This is a genomic window from Guptibacillus hwajinpoensis, assembly GCF_020171785.1.
GTDB lineage: Bacteria > Bacillota > Bacilli > Bacillales > Guptibacillaceae > Guptibacillus > Guptibacillus sedimenti.
Genome location: NZ_JAIVAE010000010.1, coordinates 154,282 through 178,981 on the forward strand (window position 1 = coordinate 154,282; position 24,700 = coordinate 178,981).

The 24,700-nt window shown below is 38.3% G+C and carries 20 protein-coding genes and 1 pseudogene; 11 read left to right on the forward strand and 10 right to left on the reverse strand.

Annotated features, from left to right (window positions below; all coding sequences use genetic code 11):
• The first annotated feature begins 103 nt into the window (after positions 1-103).
• The 4 genes from LCL91_RS15720 to LCL91_RS15735 all read left to right on the forward strand — a co-directional run bounded on the left by LCL91_RS15720 (position 104) and on the right by LCL91_RS15735 (position 3,823).
• Positions 104-757: a phosphatase PAP2 family protein gene (locus tag LCL91_RS15720; RefSeq protein ID WP_224883703.1), complete on the forward strand. Its 654-nt coding sequence runs from the start codon at positions 104-106 to the stop codon at positions 755-757.
• A gap of 142 nt (positions 758-899) precedes the next feature.
• Positions 900-1,958, forward strand: a complete 1,059-nt coding sequence (locus LCL91_RS15725) for a fatty acid desaturase (RefSeq protein WP_224883704.1) — start codon at positions 900-902, stop codon at positions 1,956-1,958.
• Positions 1,959-2,090: 132 nt separating this feature from the next.
• Entirely contained in the window at positions 2,091-3,227 is a 1,137-nt protein-coding gene (locus LCL91_RS15730) for a sensor histidine kinase (RefSeq protein WP_224883706.1), read from the forward strand.
• On the forward strand, positions 3,224-3,823 hold the full coding sequence (locus LCL91_RS15735; protein ID WP_224883708.1) for a response regulator: 600 nt from the start codon (positions 3,224-3,226) through the stop codon (positions 3,821-3,823). Before LCL91_RS15730 ends, LCL91_RS15735 begins: the two co-directional genes overlap by 4 nt.
• A gap of 13 nt (positions 3,824-3,836) precedes the next feature.
• Here the strand turns inward: LCL91_RS15735 and LCL91_RS15740 are convergent, their stop codons facing one another.
• Positions 3,837-4,727: a LysR family transcriptional regulator gene (locus LCL91_RS15740; protein ID WP_224883710.1), complete on the reverse strand. Its 891-nt coding sequence runs from the start codon at positions 4,725-4,727 to the stop codon at positions 3,837-3,839.
• Positions 4,728-4,842: 115 nt separating this feature from the next.
• Here LCL91_RS15740 and LCL91_RS15745 point away from each other — a divergent pair, with 115 nt between their 5' ends.
• From LCL91_RS15745 to LCL91_RS15755, 3 genes and pseudogenes are all read left to right on the forward strand, one after another.
• Positions 4,843-5,592 carry an SDR family NAD(P)-dependent oxidoreductase gene (locus LCL91_RS15745; RefSeq protein WP_224883712.1) on the forward strand — a complete coding sequence of 250 codons (750 nt, stop codon included), beginning with the start codon at positions 4,843-4,845 and terminating at the stop codon, positions 5,590-5,592.
• A 234-nt stretch (positions 5,593-5,826) separates the two neighbouring features.
• Positions 5,827-5,913 (forward strand): annotated as a pseudogene (locus LCL91_RS22345) (YjcZ family sporulation protein); the annotation flags it as partial.
• A gap of 154 nt (positions 5,914-6,067) precedes the next feature.
• On the forward strand, positions 6,068-7,099 hold the full coding sequence (locus tag LCL91_RS15755; protein WP_224883714.1) for a hypothetical protein: 1,032 nt from the start codon (positions 6,068-6,070) through the stop codon (positions 7,097-7,099).
• A 160-nt stretch (positions 7,100-7,259) separates the two neighbouring features.
• Here LCL91_RS15755 and LCL91_RS15760 read toward each other — a convergent pair whose 3' ends face one another.
• Together LCL91_RS15760 and LCL91_RS15765 are read right to left on the reverse strand one after the other, a co-directional pair.
• Positions 7,260-7,910: an SDR family oxidoreductase gene (locus tag LCL91_RS15760; protein ID WP_224883716.1), complete on the reverse strand. Its 651-nt coding sequence runs from the start codon at positions 7,908-7,910 to the stop codon at positions 7,260-7,262.
• Positions 7,911-8,029: 119 nt separating this feature from the next.
• On the reverse strand, positions 8,030-9,334 hold the full coding sequence (locus tag LCL91_RS15765) for an aldehyde dehydrogenase (RefSeq protein WP_224883718.1): 1,305 nt from the start codon (positions 9,332-9,334) through the stop codon (positions 8,030-8,032).
• A 266-nt stretch (positions 9,335-9,600) separates the two neighbouring features.
• Here LCL91_RS15765 and LCL91_RS15770 point away from each other — a divergent pair, with 266 nt between their 5' ends.
• Positions 9,601-10,425 (forward strand): Cof-type HAD-IIB family hydrolase, encoded by an 825-nt coding sequence (locus LCL91_RS15770; protein ID WP_224883720.1) that lies wholly within the window; start codon positions 9,601-9,603, stop codon positions 10,423-10,425.
• A 379-nt stretch (positions 10,426-10,804) separates the two neighbouring features.
• Positions 10,805-13,042 (forward strand): catalase/peroxidase HPI, encoded by a 2,238-nt coding sequence (gene katG / locus LCL91_RS15775; RefSeq protein ID WP_224883721.1) that lies wholly within the window; start codon positions 10,805-10,807, stop codon positions 13,040-13,042.
• Between the two features lie 98 nt (positions 13,043-13,140).
• Here katG and LCL91_RS15780 read toward each other — a convergent pair whose 3' ends face one another.
• A complete protein-coding gene (locus LCL91_RS15780; protein ID WP_224883722.1) occupies positions 13,141-13,452 on the reverse strand; it encodes an iron-sulfur cluster biosynthesis family protein in 312 nt (103 codons plus the stop codon).
• Positions 13,453-13,772: 320 nt separating this feature from the next.
• Between LCL91_RS15780 and LCL91_RS15785 the strand changes: the two genes are divergently transcribed.
• Entirely contained in the window at positions 13,773-14,393 is a 621-nt protein-coding gene (locus LCL91_RS15785) for a hypothetical protein (protein ID WP_224883723.1), read from the forward strand.
• A 437-nt stretch (positions 14,394-14,830) separates the two neighbouring features.
• Here the strand turns inward: LCL91_RS15785 and LCL91_RS15790 are convergent, their stop codons facing one another.
• The 3 genes from LCL91_RS15790 to LCL91_RS15800 are packed head-to-tail and all read right to left on the reverse strand — an operon-like array spanning position 14,831 to position 19,694.
• Entirely contained in the window at positions 14,831-17,644 is a 2,814-nt protein-coding gene (locus LCL91_RS15790; RefSeq protein ID WP_224883724.1) for an AAA family ATPase, read from the reverse strand.
• A gap of 1 nt (position 17,645) precedes the next feature.
• Positions 17,646-18,176, reverse strand: coding sequence for an ABC-three component system middle component 1 (locus LCL91_RS15795; protein ID WP_224883725.1), 531 nt, complete (start codon positions 18,174-18,176; stop codon positions 17,646-17,648).
• 3 nt (positions 18,177-18,179) lie between these two features.
• Positions 18,180-19,694, reverse strand: coding sequence for a hypothetical protein (locus tag LCL91_RS15800; protein WP_224883726.1), 1,515 nt, complete (start codon positions 19,692-19,694; stop codon positions 18,180-18,182).
• Between the two features lie 274 nt (positions 19,695-19,968).
• Here LCL91_RS15800 and LCL91_RS22070 point away from each other — a divergent pair, with 274 nt between their 5' ends.
• On the forward strand, positions 19,969-20,091 hold the full coding sequence (locus LCL91_RS22070) for a hypothetical protein (RefSeq protein ID WP_255640057.1): 123 nt from the start codon (positions 19,969-19,971) through the stop codon (positions 20,089-20,091).
• Between the two features lie 257 nt (positions 20,092-20,348).
• On the opposite strand, the gene rlmD is transcribed toward LCL91_RS22070, so the two are convergent.
• From rlmD to gatB, 3 genes are all read right to left on the reverse strand, one after another.
• Entirely contained in the window at positions 20,349-21,728 is a 1,380-nt protein-coding gene (gene rlmD, locus LCL91_RS15805) for a 23S rRNA (uracil(1939)-C(5))-methyltransferase RlmD (RefSeq protein ID WP_224883728.1), read from the reverse strand.
• A gap of 298 nt (positions 21,729-22,026) precedes the next feature.
• Positions 22,027-22,974 (reverse strand): diacylglycerol kinase, encoded by a 948-nt coding sequence (locus LCL91_RS15810; protein WP_224883730.1) that lies wholly within the window; start codon positions 22,972-22,974, stop codon positions 22,027-22,029.
• A gap of 279 nt (positions 22,975-23,253) precedes the next feature.
• Positions 23,254-24,687, reverse strand: a complete 1,434-nt coding sequence (gene gatB, locus LCL91_RS15815; protein ID WP_098446149.1) for an Asp-tRNA(Asn)/Glu-tRNA(Gln) amidotransferase subunit GatB — start codon at positions 24,685-24,687, stop codon at positions 23,254-23,256.
• Between the last annotated feature and the right edge of the window lie 13 nt (positions 24,688-24,700).

Genomic DNA, 24,700 nt, shown 5'->3' on the forward strand with positions numbered 1-24,700 from the left:
AATGAGATTTTGGGGGCTTTTTTTGTGTTATTCGTATCCTTTTCTTTTGAAGCTATCACGATTATAATTAGAAAGGAATTTTTTGAGAAACGAGGTAGAATGATTGAAAAAACTAAATACCCTGCTCTTTGCTTTATTGAGTGCAAGTTTTGCAATTATCATCTTTCTAACAGGAAGCATCCTACAAAATGTCTCATTCACATTTGATCAAACCATTTATGAGTTTCTTAGAAGCACTCTTTTAACTGATTGGGTACATGGACTTGAGCTACTCTCTATCACAGCATCTAAACCAGCGATTATAAGTATTTCCCTACTAACGATGGTGATCTTGTGGCTCCGAACAAGAGATTATGCGGGCATCATTGCAGTATTCGTCTTTGTATTGGTTGGAAATGTTTTGAACAAGCTGATTAAGAATTGGACACAGAGGGAACGACCAGCAATGAATGGGGTTGAGGAAGGCTATAGCTTTCCAAGTGGGCATGTAATGATCGGATTCATTATGTATGGCTTGATTATCTATTTGATTTATCATCACTCTCCTCATCCATTATTAAAAACCATTAGCTTAATCTTAGGTACGTTATTACTTATAATCATTGGCATAAGTCGTATCGCTACAGGAGAACACTATGCAACAGATGTTGTAGCTGGTTATGCTTTTGGAGCAATCATTTTAGTGATTGCCGTGAAAGTCCATCAATCTATCGTTCAAGGCCGAAGAGCAAAACAACAAGTGGACACAAGTTTTTAGAACGATTTTTCCTAATATCCCCAACAAACCCATGACATTTATCATGGTTATGTCCTGACGTTTGTGTCTTACACCATGACACTCGATCCTCTATCATTAGGCTTAACGTTATTTCAACTCTGCCTAACAAAGGGGTAACCATATGAATGAACAAAAACAAAAACAAAAAGAATTGAAAAAAAGTGTATCAACTTTCGCAAAACCCGACACGGTCGTAGGGGTACGACAGCTTTTGAACACCCTTCTTCCATTCTTATTGCTATGGTTTCTCGCTTACCAGAGCTTAAGCGTTTCTGCCTGGCTAGCCGTTCCACTTGCAATGATTGCAGGAGGATTTGTTGTTCGAATCTTTATCATTTTTCACGACTGTACGCACGGTTCCTTCTTCAAAAGTCAAAAAGCAAACCGGATTGTTGGGACAATCTCTGGCGTCATCACACTCTTTCCTTTTGAAAAATGGAAACGTGAGCATAACATCCACCATGCAACGAGCGGTAACTTAGATAAGCGCGGAACAGGTGACATCTGGGTGATGACGGTTGAAGAGTATGCCCAAGCTTCCTTTTGGGGTAGACTTGCTTACCGTCTCTACCGTAACCCGATTGTGATGTTTGGTCTTGGCCCAATTTACTTGTTCCTTATCGCTAATCGTTTCAATCGTAAAGATGCGAAACGTAAAGAACGTATGAGCACCTATATTACAAATGCATCCATTGTAGCGATTTATTCTCTTTTGATTCTCGCGATTGGATGGGAAGCGTTTCTCATTATTCAGCTACCAATTCTTTATGTTGCAGGGTCACTTGGAATTTGGTTGTTTTATGTACAACACCAATTTGAGGACTCTTATTATGAAGATGAAACAGAATGGGATTTTGTAAAAGCTGCGGTTGATGGTAGTTCTTATTACAAGCTTCCAAAAATCCTTCAATGGGTATCCGGGAGCATCGGGTATCACCATGTACATCACTTAAGCCCAAGAGTTCCTAACTATCATCTTGAGAAAGCGCATGAATCTACGCCACCATTGCATAAGGCGACGACAATTACGTTGTTATCAAGTCTTGAATCAATTCGATTCCGTCTCTATGATACAAAGAACAAAACATTTGTTACCTTTAAAGAGGTAAAACCCCTTCTTAAAAACCCTGGCAAACTTGCGATGATGAATGCTAAAAGACCAAGCTTCCAGGAAAAATAACACTACTGAAAAACCCATTCAGCTTGGATGGGTTTTTCAATATCTTTAAAGAGATTATACTAATGGTAGATAAGTGACATGCACATACAGATGGTATATCCTGTAACCATAGCGTTTCGAAAGGAGATCCCCATGCAAAGCTGGTATCATATCATCCCTAAGAACACCGGGATCAGTTCTTATGTTTGGATTATTTTTTGTTTGCTCCCCTTCTTTTTTATTTTCAGATCATCATCGGTTATTGAAATTACAATCGGCATTTTTGTCATCCTTTTATTTTTCTTATCCTATCGACTCTCTTTCATCTCTAATAGTAAAATGGTCTATTTATGGGTCAGTATTGAAATGGCTATTAGTATCGTAATGACAATTTTATTTGGGTACGTATACTTCGCTCTATTTTTAGCGTTCTTCATTGGTAGCATTGAAAATAAAGCTGGTTTTCTCTCACTCTATATTGTTCATTTAACAACAACGATTGCCGGGACAGTCATTATTTTCTTTACACATGATGATACCTTGCTTCCACAGCTTCCGTTTATCTTCATCTGTGTGCTAGGCGTTGCTCTCCTCCCATTCACAATTCGGTACCGTAATAAGCAGCACCGCCTCGAACAGCAATTACAAAGCGCCAATGAAAAGATTTCACAATTAATGGTGATTGAAGAAAGAGAACGAATCGCACGTGATTTACATGATACACTCGGTCAAAAGCTTTCAATGATCGGTTTAAAAAGCGATTTAGCTCGAAAATTAATCCCAGTAAAACCTGATGCAGCCATTAATGAAATCCATGACATAAGACAGACTGCAAGAACCGCATTGAAAGAAGTTCGCGAGATGGTTTCAAATATGCGGGGAGCCAGGTTAGAGGATGAATTGATTCGGGTTCAACAAATCCTACAAGCGGCGGAAATGGAGTTTCGTCTTGAAGGGAGTCCACAGCTCGAAAACACGCCATTGCTTGCTGAAAATGTTTTAAGCATGTGTCTGAAAGAAGCCGTAACAAATATCGTCAAACATAGCCAAGCTTCATGGTGCAGGGTTCTCGTAGAACAATCCCCAACCGAAGTCCTGATCCAAGTTGAGGATAACGGTAATGGCATCCCTGAAGGAACAACGTCATTTCAAGGGCACGGACTTCAGGGGATGAGAGAACGATTAGAGTTCGTAAACGGAACTCTTGAAATTCACTCCTCACACGGAACTACCTTAAACATTCGAGTACCAAATGTGATTCAACAAACTGAACAGGAGGGATCGGTGTGATACGCATCGTACTTGCAGAAGACCAACGTATGCTCCTAGGAGCGCTTGGCTCTCTACTCGATCTAGAAGAAGGAATGGAAGTCGTCGGCCAGGCCACAAATGGTGAAGAAGCGATCTCTTTAGTGAAAGAACTAAATCCCGATATATGTATTATGGACATTGAAATGCCACTAAAAAGCGGACTCGATGCTGCGGAAGAATTAAGTAGTGTATCGTGCAAAATCATTATTCTTACCACTTTTGCACGCGCCGGTTATTTTGAGAGAGCACGTAAAGCTGGGGTTAGTGGGTATTTGTTAAAAGATAGTCCAAGTGATGAATTAGCTAGCTCGATTCGTAAAATCATGGAAGGTCAGCGAATTTTTGCTCCAGAGCTAGTCGATCTCGCTTTTGGAAATGAAAACCCACTAACCGAACGCGAAAAACAGGTAATCCAGCTGATGGCTGATGGTAAAAACACGAAAGATATCTCAAGCGAACTTTATATTACTCCAGGTACTGTTCGTAATTACATTTCGGTCATTCTCGATAAATTAGAAGTCACAAACCGAATCGAAGCGATCTCACGTTTTAAAGAAAAAGGCTGGTTCAAATAATGAACCAGCCTTTTTAAAAATACTTTTTTATACTCGCTACGAACTCTCGCCTAACGCGATTCGCTTGTCCTTCCCGATGACTCACAAGAGCAAGGAACACATTTTCATGCGCCCCTTCCTCAATCTCTACCATAACAATGTCACGCTCTCTTAATTGCCTGTTCCCAAACGAATAGTCAATTCCAAGGGTTACTGCAATCCCTCTCTTAACAGCATTTTTTATTGCATCTGTATTGTTCGTAGTAAACAAAATATCAGGCGAACCAAATTGCGATAACGTTTCTGCCACAAATTGCTCGATATAAGCATCATCGTAAAGAACGAGCGTCTCATGAATAAGATCCTCTGGCTTAATCGTCTTTTTGCTAGCTAGAGGTGATTCCTTTCTTACCCCTACGACCATTTTTCCTTCCCTTACTTTCTCAAAAAAAAGCATGTTATGTTTTTGAATAAGCCGATCCGATATTAAAATAAGACCTAAATCCAACTTCTTTTGATACAGGTCCTCCATTATTTTTATCGGTCCTTTCTCATAAATCTCTAGTTTCACAGTAGGATACGCTCTTTTAAAACGTGAAACAACGTCAACTAACAAATGAATCGGTCCTGGAATCGTAGCGATCTTTAATTCACCACTCAACATGTCTAGTTGACGGTTTACTTCTTCTCTTACTTCTTCCATCTTTGTTATAACTTCTCTCGCCTTCGATACAATTTGCTCACCTTGGGAAGTTAGAGCCGCGCCTGCTCGATTACGCACAAATATTTTCAAACCTAATTCGTTCTCTAACTTACTTATTGATTGGCTGATAGCCGATAAGCTAATGTGGAGTTCTTCCGCAGCCTTCGATAGGGATCCCGTGTTTGCCACTGTAACGATATACGCCATTTGTTCGATATTCATTCTACACACTTCCTTAAGCAATGCTTAATTAAGTATAACTATATTTAAATATTTATTAAATATGAACGATGATAAACTAAAGCCGTGAAATACTTTTATAAAGGGGCCCTTAGATATGACTGCAAATAGAGTAGTAGTAGTTACAGGTGGAGCAAGTGGAATTGGGAGACAAACATGCTTAAAGTTCGCACGGAAAGGTGATCAAGTCGTAGTTGCTGATTTTGATGAAAAGAAAGGTACTGAAACCGTTGAATTAATTGAAGCAGCAGGTGGAGTTGCACTCTTTGTGAAGACAGATGTTTCGCGCTATGAAGATGTGGAAGCGCTTATCGAAAAAACTGTTGAACAATTCGGGACGATCGACGTGATGTTTAATAACGCGGGAATTGGACGTCCTACACCTCTTCCTGAATTTGATTTAGAAGATTATCATAAAGTGATCGACATTAACCAGCACGGCGTCGCATATGGAATTATGGCTGCCGCTAAAAAGATGAAGACTTTAAATGTGAAAGGCGTCATCATCAATACAACTTCTGTTTTTGGCGTTCTCGCTTCGCCAGCCACTTTCGCTTACCATGCTACAAAAGGGGCGGTGAATATGATGACGAAATCAGCTGCACTTGATTTAGCACCATACGGCATCCGTGTCGTTGGTGTCGCACCTGGCGTTGTCGATACGCCAATCGTCCAAGGATATCGTGATAAGGGCTTAATCGATGGTATGAAAGCAAAAGTTATCGGCAATAAACTCACAGATCCCGAACAGCTAGCCGACGCGGTTTACCTTCTTTCATTAGAAGAAGCTAGTGCGATTAACGGGAGTGTCGTCATGGCTGATGAAGGGTACGCTTCATTTAAATAGAACGAAAAAACCAGTTTTCACGAGCAGAATTTTTCTTAAAGTTAAAGATGATGCCAGCAGTGCACCTAACTTTTTTTTAACTAGTCCAACACCTAAGCACTATCCTCTCCTCCTTCATACACTAAAGAAGAAACTATGAAAGGAGATGATTTCATGAGTTACGGTTACGGATGTGGAAACCAAGTTGGTGGCGCTGGATACGGCGGTTGCGGAAACCAAGTTGGTGGCGCTCGTTACGGGAATGGCTTTGCGCTAATCGTTGTATTGTTCATTCTTCTTATCATCGTTGGCGCTGCTTTCGTTAATGGAAAGGATTGCTAATCCTTCTTCAAAACCATCGGGGAAATTCCCTGGTGGTTGTTTTGTATTGTCTTTTCACATTCCCTTAAGAAATAATTGGAAAAAGAACCTCCATAACGATTTATTTCTGATAAAATACAGTTGTTAGTAACTACCATTTTAAAGGAGTTCTTTTATGAAAAGTCGGTTCACCTTTTTATCTGGCGCCCTTTGTATTATGAGCCTCGCTTCTTGTGCAAACAGCGACTACCAGAATGCAATGGACAAAGGAATTGATAGCTTAGGAGAGCAAGATTACCACCAAGCAGCTATTTATTTTGAAGTCGCTTCCTCGGAACAAACAAATGATAAAGAAGCACGTATCTATTTCGAACAAGCAAGTCAAATGGAAGATGCCGTTAACTATTATGAACAAGAAGAATACATATCTGCATTAGATGCATTTGAGGCCGTTACAAATCTAGATGAAGGTTTAGTGACTGTTCAATCAGAAGCTGAAAAATGGAAAAAGACGATTCTTGATGAGCAAGAAGAACTGGCAGATACAGAGGAAGAAATCGATACGATCAATCAACTCATTTCTGCCAAAGAATATACCAGCGCTCTTGAGCAGCTTCAGATATTAAATGCTAAAGTAGAATCAGAAGAAGCTCTTTCATATTATGAGAATGAATTAGCTAACCTCACCGGAAGAATAGATGATGCTTTAGATGAGCTAGAAAATGCTAAGACTCCCCCCAATACAAATTCGTCTAAAGAAAAACCTATTAAACCAAAAGAAGAATCTGTGGAAGTTGAAGAAGTTCGGACCTATGATACCTACACAAATGAGAGATTCGGCTTTTCTATTCAATATCCAACTGATTTAACCGTAGGATCCCCTCCAGCTAATGGTGATGGATTGAATTTTTATAATGAGGAGTTGGAGATCACCGTTTTTGGATCACATAACAGTATGGACGAATCAATCGAATCGATTTATCAGCAAGCGATTAATAATATTGAAGTCCCTATCGCTTATGACCGATTGGCTGATCATTGGTTCGTCTTATCCTACGTAAAAAATGGATTGATTATTTATGAGAAATTTTTTTACGGCGATAATGTTTTCAATCGGTTCATCATTACATACCCTGAAAACAAACAAGATGTATATGGTCCGGTGACGACTCATATTTCTGATACATTTATTCCATCTGCAAATTAAACTCAATCCTTTTCTTTTTATGATTTAGATGAAGTGAATGAAGCGCTGAAGAGCGTTGGTGTGAAAAACGAGTTGTAATGAAAAGTTAAAACAAAGCCCCTTGTATGAGAACAAGGGGCTTTGTTTTATAGAATCTCTCTTATAAAAAATCGAGTTTCAGTTAAAGTGAATCGATGCTTTCTTTGATTGGCTCCGTTCCTGTCACGACTTGAAATTCCTTGCCAATCGTTGCATCATTTTCGAGCGTCGCTACGATCACACTCGCCACATCTTCTCGAGGTATTTCATTTCTTTCTACTCTAGTAGCAGCGTTGACCTTACCGATTCCCTGATCATTCGTTAAGGCACCTGGATGGATAATCGTATAATCTAAATCCGTTGCTCGCAGCCATTCATCTGCATAGTGCTTCGCTGCTACATAAGGTGAGAATGAAGATGGAGCAGACTGAATCGCTTCACGCGTTGTGTCATAAGAACTAATCATAACAAACCGTTTTACGCCAGCTACTTTCGCTGCTTCAATTGTTTTTACAGCACCATCTAAATCAACTAGCATTGTTTTATCAGCACCGGTATTTGGACCGGAACCTGCTGTAAAGACAATCGCATCCACGCCTTCAGCAGCTTTTGCGATCGCGTTAACATCTTCCTCCAAATCAACCACAGCAGTTTCTGCGCCTAAATCCTTAAAGTAAGAAGCCTGCTCTTCCTTACGAATCATTACTTTCGCTTCTAGATCGTTATGCTCTTTAATAAAGGAAGTTAAATGCTTCCCAATCTGACCATTTGCTCCAACTATAAGTACTTTCATTCTAGACACCCTTTCTACGTATATTCTCCTATTAAACAAAACTTCAGTTTCGATGCTGTCTACTTTCTTCATATACCCTTTATGAAGCGTCATAAAGCATGAGAATATGTTAATGTTTCTTATTTATTTGAGCGTTTCAAAATGCTCTTGAAGTGTGAGAACGTATCAAAACTAGCTTTCCCGTGATAAGCTCCCATACCGCTATTCCCTACACCCCCAAATGGAAGGTAGTGAGAAGTCATGTGATTGATCGTATCGTTGATTGCTCCGCCACCAAATGAAATGGTATTTAATACGTCATCTTGTACCTGTTCATTATCAGAGAAAAGATAGAGTGCCAGTGGCTTTGGACGTTCAACGACTGCATCAATCGCTTCTGCAATTTCGTCATAAACAAGAACAGGTAAAATAGGTCCAAAGATCTCATCTTGCATCACAGGATCATCCCATGAAATATGATCTAATATTGTTGGTTCAATGAATAAGCGTGATTTATCAGCGTTACCTCCAGCGACTGCTTCTCCATTACTCAAGAATTCATTCAAACGATCAAAATGACGTTCACTCACCACGTGTGGAAAGTCATGGTTTTCTGAAACATTCTCACCATAAGTGTTCGTGATGACTTCTTTTATCTTTCGAATTAACTCATCTTTTACTTTTCGATGAACAAGAAGATAATCCGGAGCGACGCACGTTTGACCTGCATTCGCAAATTTACCGCGTGCAATGCGTGTCGCTGCTTCATCAATGTCTGCATCTTCATGTACAATTGCTGGACTTTTCCCACCTAACTCAAGTGTTACGGGTGTTAAATGCTTAGCAGCCGCTCCTGCCACAATTTTTCCAACGCCGGTACTACCAGTAAAGAAAATATAATCAAAATTCTCTTTGAGAAGAGCAGTGCTTGTTTCCACTTCTCCTTCAACAACGCGCAAAAATTCTTCAGGGAAATTCTCGTTAATCATCTTAGCTAAAAGATTAGAAGTATGAGGTGTTAATTCTGAAGGTTTTAAGACAGCACAGTTCCCAGCCGCAATCGCTCCAGCTAGCGGTGCAACGGCAAGTTGTACCGGATAGTTCCATGGTGCAATAACGAGTGCTGAGCCGTATGGTTCAGGAACAATGAAGCTTGTAGCCCCAGCATGAGTAGTAGGTGTTTCCACTTTATGTGGTGTTGACCACGCAGATAAATTCTCAATCATGAAATTAATCTCCCCTAGAACAAGACCAATCTCCGCGCGCTTTGTTTCTGTTTCAGGTTTATTTAAATCTGCTTTAAGAGCAGCAATAATGTCTTGTTCATGAGATGACATGATCTCTTTCAATTTTGTTAACGCATCGATTCGAAAGGCTACATCTTTTGTTTTCCCACTTCGGAAAAATGATTTTTGTTTTAGTGTAAGTTCTTGATAGTTTTCCATTGTGTATACTCCTTTGATTTGTTTAAACATTTCAAAATATAATTTATTGCTTTTAAATTGGAATGATGAGTTCAAAGATACTCCTCTAACCAAAGTTAATCAATTGATTTGCATTGTAAAGGCTTTCCACCCCACAATAATTTTTACGTTTAACGAGAAACTGAAGACCAAATTCATTACTTTTTTCCATTTTATCAACACTTCCCCCTTTTCACCTGAATTCTAGTAGAATAGTAAGGAAACTAGCTAAGAGAGGAAAATCACCTATGACTTATAAAATGATTGTATTAGATTTAGACGATACATTGCTTAGTGCTGATCAAATGATTTCTACTCGAAATAAAAAAGCGCTTATGCAAGCGCAGCAAGAAGGAAAAAAAGTGGTGCTTGCCTCTGGAAGACCAACGTTCGGAATGGTTTCATATGCTGACGAGCTCCTCCTTGCAGACTACGAGAGTTATATTCTTTCCTTTAACGGTGGAAAGATTATTAACTGTCATTCCAAAAAGGATTTCTTCAGTAAAACATTATCTGTCGAAGCTGTTCAACGACTCCATGAAATCAGCCTGAGAGAAAATGTGTACATTCACACGTACGTAGGAGATGAAATTATTACCACAGAAGAAAATCCCTACACTACAATTGAGTCTGAACTAACAGGTCTACCAATTACTGTCGTCGATTCGTTTATCGATCGTGTAACGGAACCAGTTGTTAAAGTTCTGATGGTTGGCGAACCAGAACACCTTAAGAAAGTGGAAACGAAACTTCAAGAGGAGTTAGGAGAAGAATTTAGCGTGATGCGATCTAAGCCTTATTTTCTCGAGTTTACTGATAAAGGGATTACAAAAGGGACAAGCATCGAGAAGCTGATTAGCAAGCTTGGTATTAAACGAGAAGAAGTGATTGCTGTTGGAGACAGTTACAATGACCAAGAAATGATCGAATTTGCAGGACTTGGTGTTGCGATGGGGAATGCTCCAGATGATATTAAAAAGATTTCTGATTATATCGCGGATACGAACGAGAATGACGGTGTCGCAAAAGTAGTTGAAAAGTTTCTATTAAAAGATCAGCTCGTAACAAAATAGATTTCCAGAAAGAGAGGCGGTTTAACATTGCCTCTCTTTTTCTATTAAACGAAATGTTCGTAACTGTATTTTGAAAGAGGTAAACCGGTTAATAAATCGAAAGTATATAGTAAGTAGGAGATTGAAACTGGTAGAAAAGAGCTTCTTCTGCTGCCTAGTTAATCGGATGGTTTTCTCCTCTACTTACTATGAACGCAGCACCGTTCACAAGTGCCCTTCTTCATTTCCAAATTAGTTGTAACCGCTCTATTTAGTCGTGTTTTGAAATTATTTTGTGAAAATTAGTTCATAACTCTTCCAAAATGATTATTAATTTATTATAATTATAATCTAATAGGAGTTACAATTAATTTTCTTACATTCGAAAGGAGATTGAAATATGGATAATAACGAAATGCACAACAGCCAAGCCGGGAAATGCCCCGTCTCTCATGGCCAAACGAAGGAAGATAGCGCGATTACAACGACAAAAGTCGGAACAACGAATAAAGACTGGTGGCCAAATCAATTAAACTTGCACCTTCTTCAACAGCACGATCGAAAAAGCAACCCAATGGGAGAAGACTTTGACTATGCTGAAGAATTCAAAAAGCTGGACTATTATGCACTGAAGCAGGATCTTCGTGACTTAATGACCGACAGCCAGGACTGGTGGCCAGCTGATTACGGCCATTACGGCCCTCTCTTCATCCGTATGTCATGGCACGCAGCTGGTACATATCGTACTGGTGATGGACGTGGCGGTGGCGCTACTGGATCACAGCGTTTTGCACCACTAAACAGCTGGCCAGATAACGCGAGCCTTGATAAAGCACGCCGTCTCCTTTGGCCAATTAAGCAAAAGTACGGAAATAAAATTTCTTGGGCTGACCTCCTCGTCATCACTGGTAACGTTGCCCTTGAATCAATGGGCTTGAACACATTTGGTTTTGCCGGAGGACGCGAAGACGTGTGGCATCCAGAAGAAGATGTTTATTGGGGTACAGAGAAAGAGTGGCTCGGTGACAACCGCTATTCAGGCGACCGCGAGCTTGAAAGCCCGCTAGCAGCCGTTCAAATGGGTCTTATTTATGTGAATCCAGAAGGACCAAATGGCGAACCAGATCCACTAGGAAGTGCACGCGACATTCGTGAAACGTTTGCTCGAATGGGAATGAATGATGAAGAAACAGTTGCCCTTATCGCCGGAGGTCATACGTTTGGTAAAGGGCACGGAGCAGGAGACGCTGAAGCTCATGTTGGAGCTTCACCGGAAGCCGCTGATATAGAAGAACAAGGACTCGGTTGGAAGAACTCTTACGGAAGTGGGAAAGGCCGTGACACAATTACAAGTGGTGTAGAAGGTGCATGGACTGCTAATCCAACGAAGTGGGACAACGGATACTATGACTTACTATTCGGCTATGAGTGGGAATTAACGAAAAGCCCTGCAGGAGCTCATCAATGGAAGCCTGTGAATCCTAAACCTGAGCACCTTGCACCTGATGCTGAAGATCCTTCCATCAAAGTGAACACTATGATGACAACAGCAGATATGGCGCTTCGTGAAGATGAAATTTATGAAAAGATTTCACGTCGTTTCCACGAGGATATTGAATATTTCGCTGATACATTTGCACGCGCATGGTTCAAGTTACTTCACCGTGACATGGGACCGAAAGAAAGATACCTTGGTCCTGAAGTACCACAGGAAGATTTGATCTGGCAAGATCCAATCCCGAATGTGGATTATGAATTGACTGCTGCTGAAATTGAAAACCTGAAAGCTAAAATCCTCGACTCCGGATTAAGCGTCAGCGAACTTGTGACAACAGCCTGGGCTTCTGCAAGCACGTACCGCGGCTCTGATTATCGCGGTGGTGCAAATGGTGCGCGCATTCGCTTAGAACCCCAAAAGAGCTGGGATGTAAATGAACCAGAACAATTATTAAAAGTACTATCCGTATACGAGAAAATCCAAAGCAAACTTGATAAAAAAGTGAGCCTTGCTGACTTGATTGTTCTTGGAGGTAGTGCAGCTGTCGAAAAAGCGGCAAAAGATGCTGGTGTTGACGTTACTGTTCCATTCGCACCAGGACGCGGCGATGCCACGGAAGAACAAACAGATGTGGAAAGCTTTGACGTGTTAGAGCCAATGGCCGACGGATTCCGTAACTATCAGAAGAAGGAGTACACGTTAAGCCCAGAAGAGCTACTCGTCGACAAATCTCAGCTACTTGGTCTGACTGCACCTGAAATGACTGTACTCATTGGCGGTATGCGCGTACTCGGGACAAACCATAAGGGTACAAAGCATGGGGTCTTCACTGACCGTGTCGGTACACTTACGAATGACTTCTTTGTAAACCTACTCGACATGGGCATTGAATGGAAGCCAGCTAACTTCAATGAATATGAAGGACGCGACCGCAAAACAGGAGAACTCGTACGCACTGCTTCACGCGTTGACCTCGTCTTCGGTTCAAACTCCATCCTCCGTGCTTATGCAGAAGTGTATGCACAAGAGGACAATAAAGAGAAATTCGTGCGCGACTTTGTGTCGGCATGGGTGAAGATTATGAACGCGGATCGTTTTGATCTTAAGATGAGTAAGGATAAGATGGCGTCTAACGCTTAATAAATCAAAAAAGCACCATCTCATGCGCTTCTAAGCGTTTGAGATGGTGTTTTTTTACGGCGTCTTTCAATTCCTGCATTTTCACACGTAAATCTATATTATTTTTCTAATGGCAAACGAGAACTGAGAATTTCACTTTTACTTTTTAACATATAAGCATTTCTTTTACTAGAATAGTCAATGATCATATCTTCTTTGAAAAAGGATTCGTGCTTAACCCCTAAAACCACAGGCTTATAATTAGTCTCTATTAACTTCTCACCTGTCTGTGCTTCTTTCGAAGACAAAGCTTTAAATGTAATCCAATCCGCACCAATACTACATCCACCTAAACTAGGATTCAGCTGAAAAGCTACATAATCCTCTGTACTTAACTGTTCAATTGCAGCGTCCGTAAACGTAATAGTCAAGAATCCTCACTCCTTTAAGAATACGATAATGCTTCACGCCTAAACCATATCACACCGCTATTTCCGATTCAATTTAATTGCACTCTATTCGATTGCACAAAATACAATTTCAACAGGCATAACAATTATAGAGACGTATCCTCCTATAAACCGACCACTTTACTGACATGTCCATCAAATAATACCCTCCTCTAGCGATACTAATTTTCAAACTTTAAATAGAAGGAATTAATTAAATGATATAGAATTATGTTCTATTGGATCTGTTTAATTAAAGTAATAAGTAATGTAGAGTTTTAAGGAAGGAGGAAATACTATTTTTGCCTAGAACAAGTTTTGCATCCGAACGTACGTTAGAGTACTTATTAGTACCCAAGCTAAGGGCCCTGCTCTCACATGAGTATAAGGTAGTACCTATCTATCCATGGAAACAATATGAAGGTAATAACTCGGGGAAAAGTAGTTTCAACTCTATATCAATCAAACTTTTCGCGTTTTTTCCAAGAAGACCTAAAGTTAAAAATCCATTTTCCAGAGATATTGAGATAAAGATAAATTATTCGTTAAGTATCACATCAAAAGTATTGAGCGAACATAATATCCCTTGTATTGCTGGAGCTCCTTTAATTTCTAGTTTGGATGAACTAGAAGAAAGTGCCTGCATGGTTTTATTTAATATTAATGGTGAAGAATTGGGTGACACATATTTTTTAATCGATAAAACCAATTCCGAAATTATTGAGAAGATGGGTAGTTCTTTAAGTCAAATTATTAGTGAAGATTTATTATTAGATATTATAGAAGGTTGTCCAAGTATGCAATGGGATGAAGCTTTAAAAGTAATGGATATTGCAAAAAAGGAAGCAAGGTTATTTGATTTTAATAAATTGTATGGACCAAGGTATAAACCTATTTATTTTGTTCTAATCCCTAAGAAGTAATATTTTTTATAAAGATCTAGCCTTGAAAATGATACAGCAGACGCAACAATCAACTATATTCCCCAAAGAGGTAATGCAATAAGGGGAGGGGATTTTTCATAGCCAGTAACCCGTTTATCTAAAGCATGTATCCATAATTAATACAAAACAAAAAAGCAACCCCTCCTGCATGGCCGTGCAGAAATTGATGGATTACTTTCCTTAAACCCCTTATGAGCCACCGCTTACCTTGCGGAGTAGGGGAGTAGCTGACTAAAGTATTGGTGAATAATGAACAATGGCGGTATTATTAATGGTATTCACAGTTAATTCATTTCAATATTAACTATTCTCCAACGATAAACCAATCAAAGCTATTTTTTGCTTCCAATTTCGTTCCTCATACTTGCTTCTTAAATTCTTTTCTTCAGTAAAGCTTATCACTGTGTATAGCCACTTTAGTTTAATATCTTTTTGATTTTAGGACCTTCCTCAGTGTAACCAGTAATATTATATTGTACAATTCCTCTATTTCTCATTTTAATAGCTATTAATTGTGCGAAATCTTCATTATGAGTTGATATTATCATATGATTATCACTATAACGAGAATCCATTATAGCTCTAATAACATCAATTAAAGCAAGAATATTCACATCATCCATACTTTGAATTGGATCATCTAAGAACAATTGTTGCAAGTTACTATAGCGCTGTGTAAGTCCTAATCCCAAAAATATACTCAAGGCCAGAATATTTAACTGTGCAGCACTAAACATTTGATCTAAATAAAGTTCTATTTTATCGTCCAATTGTGTTTCTCCAGTAAAGTTTGTACCGCGTTCGGTATTAGTAATATGTAACTTTTTGTGGAATGGATGAGGGTTAATGGTTTCATACACCCAACTTATTATTGGGTGCTTCTCTAAACGTTCTTTTACTATACGTCTTTGTTTGCCAAGTAATTTACCATGTATATTGTTTATTTTATCGCTATACCCATCTACTGTTTTCTTCTTTTCATTAAGCTTACTAATCTTATTTTCTAAATTATCATATTCTTCTAAAGTGGATTCATATTCTACAGGAATTCTAAACTTAATTATTTTATTAAATTCCGATAGAAGAACTTCCAAAAAATCATTCTTCTCATTAACTTCTTTAATTTTTTCTGCTATACCATCTTCAGTATATTCATTAACTTTTTCTTCCTTAAGGATTGTTATTTCATTTTCTATATCTAATAAATCAACTGAGTCATTAAACAAATCAATTTTTGAACTGTGTTTTTTAAACCATTCTTCTTTACTTATAATAAATTGTTTTAAAACATCTAGTTTTGACTTCTTAAATTCTTCTTCAGATTCAAACAAAGCATTAATTGAATCTAATAATTTGTTATATTTTTTCAAGGCATTATCATATTCATTCTGTTGATTTTCCACTAGATTATCATATACATCAATCTTCTCATTGATTTTATCTTTCACAGATTGAAACAATACAACGAATTTATTTCTAATTTTATCAACCCGATTAGTTATTTGAAGTATTACTTCTTGCTTTAAAGACTCTTGTAATGATTTAATTTCATCCATGCATTCATTTTCTTTATTTGTTAATTCTTTAATTTCGTCGTTTCCTGAAGAAGAGGTAGTATCTATTATAGCAACAATTTTATCGGAGACACTCGAATCAGACTCCCAATTATTTATGTTTTTCTCCAAATACTTACCATCTGAAAAATCATCATTTAGGCATACTGGACAACTCTTGATATCAGGTTTCTCTTTTATCAGTTTCTTAACCTGTGATAGTGCTTTTTGATACTCCCTATTAAGGGATGAAACTTCTTCCTTAATTTTTCTTATCTTTTCTAGATCTTCTTTATTCTTTTTGATTTTAAATTGGAGCTCATCATATTTTTTTCTAGTAATTTCAAACCATTTAGTATTAATTTCAATGTTTTGTCCATTTTCTTGTGAAAAATGTTTGTATTCTAAAACAAATTCGTCCAAAATGCCTTTTTCCTTTTGAATTTGTATCCAAAACTCTTCTTTTATTTCTAAGTCTAAATCCTTTATATAGTGCTTTAAAGATAAAAAGGTATCTTTTTTGGTTTGTAGTTTTATTAATATGTCTTCGTGTTCTTTTAAGATTTTTTCAGATAGTAGTTTTGACTCTTTTATTTCCTCCATTTTTTTTTGAAGATCATTGACATTGTTATCTAAAAGCTTCTTGGCATGATTATATTGTTTTATTTTAAATTTAGCTGCATTTAATAACTTAAAAGTCTCTAATTTTCCCTTTAGACGATTAAAGTCAGCTTTTTGCACAACAAAACTTTCCTTAAGTGTAGTTAACTTTGCTTGTGAAAAAATAACCTCTCGCATAAATGCTACACAATTTTGAATATTAATTTTGTCATTAAAAAAAAGTGAATCAATTTCTAATTCTTCCTTATACTCATCTTTTCCTTCGATTAATTCTTTTAATATTATGTAATGTTGATGTAGAGAGTTTATATACTCTTCAATGCTATTAAATCCAAGGTTGCTGATGAATTTTTCAATATTATTTTGAGTATCTATATAGTCATCAATTTTAGTTTTTAATTGATTACTTTTTTTAGAAATGGTTTTTCCATTGATATATTTTTGAACATCAAGATATAGCGAATTTAACTCCTCTTCTTGTAATAATTGCATAAAAATTTCTCTTCTTTGGGAAGGAGAATTATGCCTTAAGAAGTCAGAAATACTTTCCTGACCTAACATATGGGTATGAAAAAAAACTCCTATGTTTTTTGCTGTAGATATAAATTCTTGCAATATCTTTTTATTATTAACCTCACTTAATTCATCGCGTCCCATTGTAACAGTAGATTTATATAAGGTATCTTTATCTGTAGTTTGTAAGACATTACTCCTGCTTCTTCTGATAATTTTCAAGCCATCGCTAAAAATTAATTCAACATATATTTCTCTATCTGAAGAGTTCCCTTCTATGGGATGATAAAACTTTAAATAATGGCTTTTTTTGAGCTCATTTACCTGATATGTTTTATCTTTATAGATTTTTTTTAACCTATACACACTATCTGTAAGACACCATTCAATGGCTTCATAAAAAGAAGTCTTTCCAAAACCATTGTACCCTTTAAAGATTACCAATGGAGCATCTAAACCATCATAGACATAACATCTATCTTCTCTTTCTGTATTTTCTCCGTAACCTCTAAAATTTTTAATTTTAACACATGAAAGATACATACTAATCCTCCTTTATCACAGTATCAATTTCCTTTATTAAATCCTTAATAGACTCGTAGTCAAGAGATTCTTCATCATCCTCGTTTTCCATCGTAGTAAATGTATTTAATATTCTTTCAGGAAAAATTAAGTGATTAAACTTATCTTTCAATTCATCAAGATGTTCATATTGGATAATAATTTTCCTAGCAATAAATCTATCTCTTTCATATTCTGAAATACTCGCAGATTTAAATACTTTATCTTCTGATTCAACCTTATGTATGCCAATAACATACAAATCCCAAAGAAACTTAGACATTGGAATTTTTTCATTATGTACAAGATCTCTATTACTTTTATTATTAATTTGTTCCATTAATTTTTTTCGGAGTCCTGGCAAACGGTTAATAACTGTGTCAATATCTTTTAATTTGTTTATTGAACATATTATAAGAATCTTATCTTTATCTAAATTACAAATTCTACAATTTGGTAATTCCTGAAAATTAATACCGTTTGATAACCCCAAGCTTTTTATTAAATCATCCACAATTTATTTTCCTTTCTTGAAGTTATTTGCAAATTGGCATTCATCGTCGTGAGTATTAAGCTTTAAACACGAAGTACATTTGTAATCAAAAGATTGAAATAAACCTTGTTGAGCTAACCCTCCATAGGGTCTAGCTATATCTAGTACAATATCTTCTTCAATTGCTTTTTTATCATATTTACAAATTTCACAAGCATTCTCGAAGATTATTGTTTCATCCCCCATAGCTTTAAGATATTCTTGCTCCTTAAGGCTATGTTCAATAAAAGAGGTAATTAAAGTCTCTTCATCCTCTCTGTCGCTAGAGGAAGGTGTAGTCCTCAAAGAAAACTGTTGATACTCAGAGAAGCCGATATTGTTTATACCTTCTAATTTTTTTAGATTTACATCACCAAGACTAATTTCTGCCATAGATGATATTTCAGCCATTGCTTTAAAAAGATCTAAAATGTTCAAGGTATAAGTGTGTTCAGCACTCATTATGAATCTGTTATTAATTTTTTTTTCACCATGCAAGCGAATGTCCTCAATCCACTGTTCTGTACAAACACCTAATACCAATAAAATATGTTCTAATTGGCTTGAAAATCCACTTTTTTTTAATTTTCTTTCATATTTAATTAATTCCTCTTCGATTTCTTTCATTGTCTTGACAAGTGAATCACTTTCAAACAAGGCACTTACTGATTCTTCATGGTCACTAACAATGTCTTCTAGGTCATTAACATAGAGCACATGATTATTGGAACTTGCAGTGGTATTTAAAAATGCATTCATAATCAAATACCTAATACTTGAATACTGACTGTTTCCAGGGAACAATTCCTCTAACGATTTCTCTATTGTATTATTTAATTGAATAATACTATCATATTTTTCAACTTTTTCTTCCGGCAGTTCAAAGCTCACTTGTTTAATAAAGTCAAAGATTTCTTCATCCTTCATAAGAACCTCATTCGGAATGTATAAATCATACTCCTCTAAATTTTCATGTAACTGCTTTATCAAGGCACTTTTATATTTTGGCTTTTTAATATGAGGATGATTTTTTTGATAAGTCTCTTTAAATGTTTTATATTTCTCCGAGAAGGCATCCTTTCCTATATACTCATAGACTAAACAATCCTTCACATAATTGATGAAATCCGTCCGACAAGAAAATTCTTGGTTATTCCAGTCATTAAAAAATTTTTTATCTGAATTAGAGATAGGGACATTAGAGTTTATTACAAATGTTCCATTTAAACTATTTGAATCTCTATGAGTATGATAAAAATTATATATAGTATGGCGAATAGCTTCACTATAGCGTGTAAAATAATTTTGCTTATAAAATTTTGCCTCTATATATCTATCGTTACCTTTATTAACTCTAATATCAGCACCATATTCAACCCCAACATAACCTTTCGGATAATGTTTAGACATGGTTACAAGTTCTTTGCATGCAATTAAAAGTTGAAAGTAAAACCCCGCAATAGAATGTTTAACATCAGTAGATCTTCTATCATTACTCATTAAATATCGCTTCCTTCAAGTTAATTAACAAGATTATGTTAAACTTTAAACCTTGTGGTATAAGTCGCTACTATCCAAAAAATGATTAGAATAAATAACATTAGAAAATATAGAAAGTCCACCCAATTTTATTGAATAGTTAGTATTTTAAATTTAGAATACTATATATATACAAAATTATACATTAAATAAAGAAATTGGTCATCGATTGATTTCTTACTCCCATACAATACATTTTTTAGTACAAGATTAAATCATCATGGGTGAAGGTTATATGAACAAAATTTCGGACTATTCGCTTGACTATATCGAACTGAATCAGAAAACAGTTAATGCTTCTAGGTTATGGCACACTGACAATGTGATCTTTAAAGAAGAACTGTCAGAATATCGATAGTTAACGGATATCAAAATAAAGACGATACAGCTCAACCAGGTTCAACTGGAGGAAAAATCGCAGGGATGCGAGAGTGAAAACTATGCTGTTCATATCGGTAAAAGACTGAATGATGTATTAACAATGAAAGAACTGACACCTAAAATCCTTCACTCCCTCTTTGAGTAAATAACCTGCAACCAAGATGGCAGTGTTAATATCCAATATTGCTTTGTTAATCCGCTCCAAGAAATATAAAAAAGGCAACACCCTGAGGGTTAGTTGCCTTTTCTTCTAATGAGTTGCGAGACACACTCCACGTGCGTCGTATGCGGGAACATATCAACCGGCTGAACTTCCTTCGTTTCAAACCCACCATCTTCTAGGATTCGTAGGTCCCGAGCTAGCGTTGCCGGGTTACATGACACATAAACAACTTTCTCTGGCTTCATATCGATAATCGTTTGAAGGAGCGCTTCGTCACAGCCTTTTCGTGGTGGATCAACGACGATCACGTCAGGCTTGATGCCCTGCTCTTTCCAGGCTGGAATGACGTTTTCTGCTTCACCAACCGCAAACTCTGCGTTTGTGATGCCGTTTAGCTCGGCATTGCGCTTCGCATCTTCTATCGCTTCGGGTACGATTTCCACACCGTACACCTGCTTCGCTTTTTGCGCGAGGAAAAGAGAGATCGTTCCGATACCGCAATAAGCGTCGATGACCGTTTCGTTCCCAGTCAGTCCAGCGTATTCAAGCGCCTGATCGTAAAGCACCTTTGTTTGATCTGGATTTACTTGATAAAACGAGCGAGCTGAGATGGCGAATTTAATGTCGCCGATCGTATCGTAAATGTATGGTGATCCCCATAGGACGCGTGTTTCGTCACCGAAAATCACGTTCGTGCGCTTTGGATTCACGTTCTGAACGATTGATTTCACTTTCGGTAGTTGCTCAGTGATGTCTTTGATGATGTTTTTGCGATTTGGTAAATCTTTGTTTTTCGTTACGATGACGACCATGATGTCGTCCGTTTGCTTCCCGTATTTTGCAACGACATGTCTGAGCGTTCCACGATGAGAGCGTTCGTCGTACGCACGGATGCCGTACTTTTCTGCGATCTCTTTCACAACGCGTAGAACTTCATCGTTTTCCTGCTCCTGAATGAGGCACTGGTCCATGTCGATAATCTGGTGACTCCGCTGCTGGTAGAAGCCAGCGACGATCTTACCATTCTGTTCGCCAACTGGTACCTGCGCTTTGTTGCGATAGCGCCACGGGTCTTCCATACCAAGCACAGGGTGAACGGGTATATCAATCTTCGCAATCCGCTCCATTACGTCCTGAACTTGCTTGTGCTTGAATCTTAGCTGACTATCATACGTAATATGCTGGGTCTGACAACCGCCGCATTGATAGAAAATCGGGCATGGTGGTGTATTGCGGTCTTCGCTCTCCACTTTCACATCAAGCAGCTTACCGAAGCCGTAACCTTTCTTCGTTTTGATTACTTTTACGTTCGCGGTTTCGCCTGGAATGCCATACGGGACGAAAAGCGTGTACCCATCTATTTTCGCAACGCCTGCCCCGTCATGGGAAAGGTCTCTAAACTCTACTTCGACAACGTCATTCTTTTTTACAGGTACTTCTTGATTACTCATTAGGTTTCCGTCCTTTTCCGGTCAATTTCATGTACAAAAATTGTACCACAGTGTGGCGAGATCGCGAAATGGAAGAGCGCGGTGCTTTTTGCATGGGAGGCGAGATCGATTTCGTGGTATATTGGCCAAAATAGAAAGATATTGGCTAAACTCACGATATATTGGCCAAATCTGAAATATATTAGCCAAAATCAATAGTTATTGGCCAAACCCGAATGCCCGTCCTGTTTCCAACGCTCTCCCCCATGAACATCAGAAAAAGCCAGAGCTCATCGCCTCTGACTTCTCTCCTTCATTTCTACTCACCTGAAATGGCGCGCTTGTGCGCGGCTTCTTCTTCATTTGTATGTTTCTCGCTCGTTTCTTTCGGCACGATCATCGTAATATGACGATATAAGTTCGTAAACTCAGCTGGAAGCGGGCCACCGTACTCGCCGTCCAGGTTCAGCTGCATTTTATCAACGGATTCGACTTTAATGTGACTTGCTTTCTTATAAACAACATTTGGATCATTGATATGATCACCGCGAAGTGCACTGCTTGCAATGCGGATGAATTCTGCGATGTTCGTCTTCTTTAAAATCATTAGATCGAACAGGCCATCATTCAATGATGCATGGGGTGCTAGCTTCTCAAATCCACCGATGGAGTTTGAGTTCGAGACAAGGAAAAGCATAATTTCACCTTCAAAAAGCTTACCGTCGTATTCAATTCTCGTTCTTGCAGGGCGAATCGATGGAAGCATCTCAATGCCTTTCATATAGTAAGCTAGCTGGCCAAGCATGGTTTTCAGCTTACTAGGTACTTCATATGTTAATTCAGTCAGGCGACCGCCCCCTGCGATGTTGATAAAGTAATGCTCGTTCACTCGACCGATATCAATTGGCATTTCAAGACCATTGCACAGAACGTCCATCGCCCCTTCAATGGTACGCGGAACGCCAATAGCTCGCGCAAAATCGTTGGTTGTACCAACTGGAATAATCCCCATTTTCGGTCGATATGACTGTTCCGCAATACCATTGATCACTTCATAAATCGTCCCATCTCCACCTGCCGCAATGACAAGATCAAAGCGTCGCTCGACGGCAATGCGCGCTGCTTCCGTTGCATCGCCTTCACAAGTGGTTGCATGGGCAGAGGTCTCGTACCCATTTTTTTCAAGGCGTTCGAGGATATATGGTAGTGACCTCTTCACTTGTTCTCTTCCGGACGTTGGATTATAGATTAGTCTTGCACGTTTCATCCTTCATCATCCTATCTTAATTCTTCATGCAGAATGTTTATATTTGTTCAATCTTCAACCGAATCAAAGCACGCGGCAATATCCACGTTACTTATTTATATGATAGTCGCAAACAAAAAACGCCCACAATCTCGTGACCGTTTTCTTCCGCTTAACCTTCTGTTCTGATTATAGGCTTTTCCCTAAAAAAAAGCAAAGCCGAAAATACGTGAATTAGGTGACCGTACTCAAACTCCTCTTTAGACATAAAAAACCCTCCACGTGGGAGGGTTTCGTTATTTAGCGTTTATCCATTTCTTCTACAATCAGCTTGTTAACCATTGGAGGATTTGCTTTTCCTTTGGTTGCTTTCATCACTTGCCCAACGAGGAAGCCGATCGCACGGTCTTTCCCATTTTTGTAGTCTTCGATGGATTGTTCATTCTCATCAAGAATACCTGACACGATAGAACGAAGCTCGCCTTCATCAGAAATCTGTACAAGGCCTTTGTCTTTAACGATCTGTTCAGGATCGCCGCCTTTTTCAATAAGGTCTTTGAAGACTTTCTTCGCAATCTTCGAAGAAATTGTTCCCTTTTCAATTAGAGAAATCAGTTTTCCTAATCCTTCTGGAGTAAGAGCCACTTCGTCAATTTCTTTATAGTTTGCATTCAAGTAAGCCGATACTTCACCCATTAACCAGTTTGAAGTCTGTTTTGGATCAGCACCCTGGCCAATCGCTACTTCAAAGAAGTCCGACATTTTCTTGGATTGAGTAAGCACCATCGCATCGTACTCAGGAAGATCATACTCCTTCACATAGCGCTCACGACGAGCGTCTGGAAGCTCCGGAATGTCCGCACGAACGCGGTCCATCCATTCTTTATTGATCGCTAGACGAACAAGGTCTGGTTCTGGGAAGTAGCGGTAGTCGTCAGATCCTTCTTTTACACGCATCAGAATTGTTTTCTTGCCAGCTTCGTCATAACGACGCGTTTCCTGGCCGATCACGTTTCCTGCTAGAAGTTCTTTCTCCTGACGTACTTCTTCATATTGAAGACCTTTCTGTACGTTAGCAAATGAGTTCAAGTTCTTAAGCTCTGTTTTCGTACCAAATTCTTCTTGACCATACGGACGAAGAGAAAGGTTCGCATCACAGCGAAGAGATCCTTCTTCCATTTTACAGTCAGATACTTCCGTATATTGAAGAATCGCTTTAAGCTTCTCAAGGTAAGCATATGCTTCTTCAGGTGTACGAATATCCGGCTCAGATACGATCTCAACAAGCGGAGTACCTTGACGGTTGAAGTCGACAAGAGAGTGGTTCTCACCATCAACGTGCGTGAGCTTACCAGCATCTTCTTCGAGGTGAAGACGCGTAATCCCAATACGCTTTGTTTTGCCGTTAACTTCAATATCAATCCATCCGTTTTCACCGATTGGCTTGTCATATTGAGAGATCTGATATGCTTTCGGGTTATCTGGGTAGAAATAGTTTTTACGGTCAAACTTTGTGTCTTCTGCGATTTCACAGTTCAATGCCATTGCCGCACGCATCGCAAAATCAACGGCCTGTTCGTTCATCACTGGAAGAACACCAGGATGGCCAAGACAGATCGGGCAAACGTTCGTGTTAGGCGGCGCACCGAAATTCGTTGAACAATTACAGAAAATCTTTGTGTTTGTCTTCAGTTCTGAGTGAACTTCTAGACCAATAATAGTTTCAAAATTCATTTTCAGTCGTCAC

What these genes read in the sequence shown, in the direction of transcription:
- LCL91_RS15755 (WP_224883714.1), top strand. Translation starts at nt 6,068, where the DNA reads ATGAAAAGTCGGTTCACCTTTTTATCTGGCGCCCTTTGTATTATGAGC.
- LCL91_RS15765 (WP_224883718.1), bottom strand. Translation starts at nt 9,334, where the DNA reads ATGGAAAACTATCAAGAACTTACACTAAAACAAAAATCATTTTTCCGA.
- LCL91_RS15725 (WP_224883704.1), top strand. Translation starts at nt 900, where the DNA reads ATGAATGAACAAAAACAAAAACAAAAAGAATTGAAAAAAAGTGTATCA.
- gatB (WP_098446149.1), bottom strand. Translation starts at nt 24,687, where the DNA reads ATGAATTTTGAAACTATTATTGGTCTAGAAGTTCACTCAGAACTGAAG.
- LCL91_RS15800 (WP_224883726.1), bottom strand. Translation starts at nt 19,694, where the DNA reads ATGAGTAATGATAGAAGATCTACTGATGTTAAACATTCTATTGCGGGG.
- LCL91_RS15810 (WP_224883730.1), bottom strand. Translation starts at nt 22,974, where the DNA reads ATGAAACGTGCAAGACTAATCTATAATCCAACGTCCGGAAGAGAACAA.
- LCL91_RS15745 (WP_224883712.1), top strand. Translation starts at nt 4,843, where the DNA reads ATGACTGCAAATAGAGTAGTAGTAGTTACAGGTGGAGCAAGTGGAATT.
- LCL91_RS15730 (WP_224883706.1), top strand. Translation starts at nt 2,091, where the DNA reads ATGCAAAGCTGGTATCATATCATCCCTAAGAACACCGGGATCAGTTCT.
- rlmD (WP_224883728.1), bottom strand. Translation starts at nt 21,728, where the DNA reads ATGAGTAATCAAGAAGTACCTGTAAAAAAGAATGACGTTGTCGAAGTA.
- katG (WP_224883721.1), top strand. Translation starts at nt 10,805, where the DNA reads ATGGATAATAACGAAATGCACAACAGCCAAGCCGGGAAATGCCCCGTC.
- LCL91_RS15760 (WP_224883716.1), bottom strand. Translation starts at nt 7,910, where the DNA reads ATGAAAGTACTTATAGTTGGAGCAAATGGTCAGATTGGGAAGCATTTA.
- LCL91_RS15740 (WP_224883710.1), bottom strand. Translation starts at nt 4,727, where the DNA reads ATGAATATCGAACAAATGGCGTATATCGTTACAGTGGCAAACACGGGA.
- LCL91_RS15790 (WP_224883724.1), bottom strand. Translation starts at nt 17,644, where the DNA reads ATGTATCTTTCATGTGTTAAAATTAAAAATTTTAGAGGTTACGGAGAA.
- LCL91_RS22070 (WP_255640057.1), top strand. Translation starts at nt 19,969, where the DNA reads ATGAACAAAATTTCGGACTATTCGCTTGACTATATCGAACTGAATCAG.
- LCL91_RS15770 (WP_224883720.1), top strand. Translation starts at nt 9,601, where the DNA reads ATGACTTATAAAATGATTGTATTAGATTTAGACGATACATTGCTTAGT.